This is a genomic window from Dyella sp. (assembly GCF_035486915.1).
Taxonomy (GTDB): Bacteria; Pseudomonadota; Gammaproteobacteria; order Xanthomonadales; family Rhodanobacteraceae; genus Dyella_B.
On sequence record NZ_DATHMR010000174.1, the window covers coordinates 1 to 4607 of the forward strand.

4 protein-coding genes are annotated in these 4607 nt (G+C 59.8%); all 4 read right to left on the minus strand.

Annotation, left to right across the window (positions count from 1 at the left end; genetic code table 11):
• A partial coding sequence (locus tag VK725_RS14030) for a hypothetical protein (protein ID WP_325318674.1) occupies window positions 1-1679 on the minus strand: 1679 nt, incomplete at its 3' end.
• A gap of 245 nt (window positions 1680-1924) precedes the next feature.
• Window positions 1925-3853, minus strand: coding sequence for a sensor histidine kinase (locus VK725_RS14035; protein ID WP_325318675.1), 1929 nt, complete (start codon window positions 3851-3853; stop codon window positions 1925-1927).
• A 10-nt stretch (window positions 3854-3863) separates the two neighbouring features.
• The gene (locus VK725_RS14040) at window positions 3864-4268 is read right to left on the minus strand and encodes a response regulator transcription factor (RefSeq protein ID WP_325318676.1); all 405 of its coding nucleotides are present in this window, start codon (window positions 4266-4268) and stop codon (window positions 3864-3866) included.
• Window positions 4262-4504 carry a response regulator transcription factor gene (locus VK725_RS14045; protein ID WP_325318677.1) on the minus strand — a complete coding sequence of 81 codons (243 nt, stop codon included), beginning with the start codon at window positions 4502-4504 and terminating at the stop codon, window positions 4262-4264. Before VK725_RS14045 ends, VK725_RS14040 begins: the two co-directional genes overlap by 7 nt.
• Window positions 4505-4607 lie beyond the last annotated feature (103 nt).

Consider the following 4607-nt stretch of genomic DNA (forward strand, 5'->3'; position numbering starts at 1 on the left):
GTCGGGGTCCCCGATAGGTTTTCGAATCGAAATACCACGCCCGCATCCAACGTCAGCGTGACGGTCGGCACGAAGGACGGCGGTCCGCCGGCGACCCTGACGCCCGTCGTGTGAAAATGGATCGGCAGACGCTTGTGAACGGTCATGTCGGCGAAGATGTTGGCATTGCCCACCACCAATGCTTCGTCGTGCGCATTGGCGGTACCGATATAGCTCGGTATCGATCCTAGCGCCATTGCGGACATGGCCATGGCGTAGTCCGGAGAGTTGCTGATTGCCAGAAACTGCGAATCCGTCGTGAAAGCTGCGTTATCCAAATAAACCCCGGCCCCTTGCATGCCGCTGATTATCACTGTGTTGACCTTGAGCACCGGGTCGGGGAGCGTCGTGTTGGACGTTCCATGCATCTCGATCGTGGCGTTGCGTGTGCCCGCGGTGGTGGCGCCTCCGCCGGTGAGCTGTGCGTTGTTCAATTGAATGAGCGAATTTGCGTTGGCGCCCACCAATGAACCCCAAGGCTGATTGGCGTTATTGTTGACGAAATACACCACGCCGGTCGTGGGATCGTCGCCGTCGGCGAGCAGCGTGGCAATGGAGCCTGCCGCAGTGCCGCCCTGAACAACGATCTGCGCGCCCGCTGCGAGCCGCACAATGGCGCACTTTTGAATGGTCAAGGTGGCCGGCGCTATCACGCTGATGGTGGAAGCGACGATGTGCACGGTGCCCGCTCCCGCCCAGGTTTCATCCGCAACGACATTGCTCGCGTGCTGCACCACCGTTCCGCTGGGGGTGCCGCAAGCGGTAACCGGAGGCGCGCAGTTGACCGACACGGTCGTGACAGCACCGTTGGTCACATTGCCGCTGGCGCTGCTGACGGTGCAGGCTTGTGTCGGGCCGCCCGGTTGAGTGAGGACTGTGACATTGTATGTTGAACCGCTGGCTATGGCGGTCGCGAAGGTAAAGCTGCCATTGCCGGAAATGGTGAGATCATCGGCCGAGTTATCCTCCAGGATCATGCCGGTCCCCACCAAGCCGGTGACGGTGCCGCCGACGGAATAGGTGTTGGTTACGCAGGTGACGGCCACATTCGTGACGGCGGCATTGGTGATCGTCCCCGACGCGGTTGTCGGCGTGCACGTCTGGCTGGGCGAAGTCGGTTGCGATTTCACTGTGACCGCGTAGGCCTTACCGCTCGCGATTTTTGTGGGGAATGTAAATGCACTCGACGCACTCGCGCCGAGATCATCGGTAGCATTGTCTTGTAGTACTAAACCGACTCCCGCCAAACCACTGATGGCACCGCCTACCGAGTAGGTGTTGGTGACGCAGGTGACGACCACCCCGGTGATATTCGCCGCGGCAACCGTTCCAGAACCGCCGGACACGGTGCAGGTCTGCCAGGCATTGGTGGGCTGTGTCTTTACTGTTACGCTGTAGGCGCCGCCTGCAGCGATCGCTGTGGTGAATACGAAAGTGCCGCCACTGACGATTGGCAAATCGTTCCCTAGATTGTCCTGCAGTACGAGGCCTGTGCCCTGCAGGCCGGAGACCGATCCGCCGACCGTGTGCGTGTCGGGACCGCCACCGGCATTGCTACCGCCTCCGCTGCAGGCTCCGATGAGCAGGGCGCCCATAACCACGATGGCTCTGGTAACGATTTGAACTAGGTTTGATCGCATGGTTTTTCTCCCTAGTCCCGATTAAGCTGTGAGGTAGGACCGTTGGCAATGGCACGTCCCGGAAACACGGTACACGCCAGGCACAATCGCCACGGCATACGCGCGAAAATTCGCCGCAGCTAACATTCGCCGCGCTCGTAAGTGGCGCGCATAGACCTGTAACGCATGACTGCGAAATCATAGTGAGGCTGCGATGCGAAGATTCGCGTCGCGGAAAGTACCGCGATTGCGTTGAGCAGCTGCCCTTAGTTACTGCATCGACCCAGCGCTCCTCGGATCGCAATCGGCAGCAGCAATCGAACCGTGGTGCCGCTCCCCGGCCGCGACTCGATGACGACGCTTCCGTTCAAGCTCGCTGCGCGCTGCGCAAGATGACGCAGGCCGCGGCCGGTCGGCGCGGTTGCTGTGTCGAAGCCGCAGCCATTGTCCGTTATGCACACTTCGATAAAGAATCCGCTGCTGCGTGCCGAGATACACAAGTGAGTCGCGTGTGCGTGTTTAAGGACATTGGTCAGCGCCTCCTGAACGATGCGTATCAGCTGCAGCGCTTGCGGCGGTCCCAGCCAACTGAGCGCCGGCAGATCCTGCATGTCCCACTCCAGTGCGATCCCGGCGAGTTCCAAGCGCTTTCCCAGCCGGAACCGCAGCGTCGCCAGCACTGAGGTCAAGTCGCCGTCCAACGGTTCGAGCGAGTCAATGACCGCCCGCAGGTCGTCGACACTGTCCAACAACAGGCTCTTGAGCTCGGCGGCGTCGACATTGCCCTGCTCGAGCATGGCAAGCGATGTGGTGAGCGCGGAACCTAACCCGTCGTGCATGTCATGCATAAGGCGATGCCGTTCCGCGGTCAGAGTGTGGGCACGCTCCAATTCGAGCAGGCGAGCGTGATTGGCCTCCAGTTCGCGCTCACGTTCACTGAGACGCCGCGCCAGACTGCTGCTCAAAGCATCGTACTCATTTATCGCGTGCACGTAGCGGCGCTGTACGGCGAACAAGAAAGATCCGAATAGCAACATGCTGCAATAAGGCAGCAGATAGATGCCTTCTTGATCGATTCGTTGCGCGACCAGTCCCACATCGTGCGCCCCGCCGACGATGGTTATGGCCAATGCAGCGGCGATAACGCGCAGTTCGATGCTGCCGCCGTGAATTGCGATCCAACCGATACGTGTTGCCACCAGCGCCGCGACGATAAGATTGGTTCCTTGATAATAGGTACCTACGTTTTCATTCAGCGGGACGATGGGCAGCGCAAGAAAAGTCATGATGAATACGAACGGCGGCATGACAAGCGCAATGACGCGCGAAAATCGCTGGTCGAGTTGCAATACGAATAAATACATCAGCCACATGACCCAGGCAATCGAGGGGCCCGCTACCGCCGAATACCAGGCATTGAGGACGGGGTCGTCGCGCCGCGGTAGTACGTACTGCAAGTTGCAGACACACCAGGCAATGCAGGAGAGCGCTAAGAAGAGGTGCGTGCGTTCGGCGCGCCGCGACCACCAAAAAAGCAGAAAGAAGACGCCCATCGCCAATAACGTGACGCTGCACGCCACGGGCATGATGAACTGCAAAAACTCTCTGATCGCAAGACGCTGCGCGAGCGCCGGTGCGGGACCTACGCTGACGCGCGCCAGTGCATGACCGAGTTGTGGCTCGTAGGCGATTCCTACCGCGATGACCAGCTGATCGCCCGGACGAAAATGAGCGCTGTCCAGGCGCACCGCCAAGGGGCGATTCCATGTCATGCGCCAGTCGTCGAGGTTATCCGCAACAACTTGATCGTTGACGCGTGCCTGCCAAGCTACGCCCAGAACCCGGGGGCTGTAGATCATCAGCTGATCGTCAGTCTTCCACTTGGCCGGAACGTCGTACCGTAGCCGGTACCAAGCTCGCGCCATGTGTCCGACGCTGGATCGCGTCAATTGGATGCCATCGGCCTCAGACCGATACGGGAGCGAGACGGTGTGACTGCAATCCGGTGTGGGTGCGGACGACAGCAAGTGATTGAGGCCTGCCTGACTGAATGGGGTGTCGACGGGCGGATCCGTGCAGAGGCTTGCGCGGTCGAAGCGGGTTGCCTGAATCGAGGTATCGACCGGCACCGACAAGACGATTATCAATGTGATGAGGAGCGCCGCCCCAGTCACCGCCAATAGGCGGTTCATCATCCGCGAAACACTAATCATCAACCAAACCCAGTTTGCGTCCCTCATAGACAGCGGCGGTCTTGGAGTGCACGTGCAACTTGCGATAGATGCGTTTGACGTAGGTTTCGACCGTGTGCCGCGACAACTTCAGTAGCCCTGAGATTTCATCGTAGCTGTAGCCTTTGGCGCTCATCGACAAGACCGCCTGTTCCTGAGTCGATAGAGTTGGCGCGTCGGCGTCGGCATTGGGCTGCGCGGTGAATCGACTCAACAGGCGGCGCGCAATTGTGGGACTAATCGGGCTGCCGCCGGCAACGAGCGAACGAATCTGTGCGGCGATATCCTGGGGACTGCTGCCTTTCAGCAGATAGCCGGTGGCACCTGCTTCGATGCAATCCAGCACCACTTGTTCCTCGGCGAACACCGTGATTACCATGATGTTGCATTGGGAGACTGCTTGGCCGCGTGGCGAATCAGCTCCAACCCGGAGCCGCTGGGCAGGCCAATATCTACCAGCAACACCTCGGGTAGCAAGGCGTCCAGCAAGCGCAGCCCCTCCGGCAGATCATCGGCTTCGCCCACCAATTTCAAGTCGGCTGCGCCGCGAATCGCATGCGCCAACGAGGCTCGCAAACGCAAGTCGTCTTCGACGATAAGCACCGAGTGGGACATGACCCGAGGAGTCTAAGCCATCCTCCCCACTCAAATAGTGCATTTCCCCGCCCATGTCCCGTGAACACGGGACATGGGGATTGATATGCAGATCGAATGGTCG